Source organism: Psychrobacter sp. T6-1 (assembly GCF_052258445.1).
The window spans coordinates 1-926 of sequence record NZ_JBQQFC010000590.1 but is presented as its reverse complement, the minus strand read 5'-3'; the positions used below and the strand labels follow the sequence as shown (position 1 = coordinate 926).

At 49.6% G+C, this 926-nt stretch carries 1 protein-coding gene; it reads right to left on the bottom strand.

What is annotated here, in order from left to right:
* A partial coding sequence (locus tag ACTXGO_RS14790) for a carboxyl transferase domain-containing protein (protein ID WP_443575056.1) occupies positions 1-926 on the bottom strand: 926 nt, incomplete at both ends.

The window sequence follows — 926 nt, the reverse complement described above, 5'->3', positions numbered from 1 at the left end:
AAAAACACGAGTGGGATTTTACGCTTACAGCACAGCTCAATAAAGTGCGTGCTCTTTTGCGCCGACTCGCTAAACAAAATGCCGTTGTTGGCGATGATACCAACGGGCATCCCTTCGATATGGGCAAAACCGCAAATGATAGTCGTAGCAAAACGTGCTTTGAATTCATCAAACGCACTGTCATCGACGATGCGAGCGATGATTTCTCTGACATCAAAAGGTTTACGCTTATCCGTTGGAATAATGCCGTATAGCTCTTTGGCGTCATAACGCGGTGGGCGCGGCGTGATTTGATTAGGAATGACCTTGGCATCGCGGTTTAAGTGACCGACGATATCGCGCGCTATAGATAAAGCATGAGTATCGTTTTGCGCGAGATAGTCGACCACCCCTGATAGACGCGTATGTACGTCACCGCCGCCTAAATCCTCAGCACTGACCTCCTCGCCTGTCGCCGCTTTGACCAGTGGTGGCCCGCCTAAAAAGATCGTGCCTTGATCTTTAACAATGATAGATTCATCACTCATTGCGGGCACATAAGCGCCGCCTGCAGTACAGCTGCCCATGACCACTGCAATCTGCGGAATCCCTGCGGCACTTAGATTGGCCTGATTAAAAAAGATACGCCCAAAGTCATCTTTATCAGGGAAAACTTCGTCTTGATTGGGTAAGTTCGCGCCGCCTGAGTCAACGAGATAGACACAAGGCAGATGGTTTTCTTGCGCAATCTCTTGCGCTCGCAAATGCTTTTTGACCGTCATAGGATAATAAGTACCGCCTTTGACGGTGGCATCATTACAGACGATCATGCACTCAATACCATTGATACGACCAATACCTGCGATCACACCAGCGGCTGGGATATCCTCGCCATACATATCATGCGCCGCCATCGGGGCGACTTCTAAGAACGGCGTACCAACATC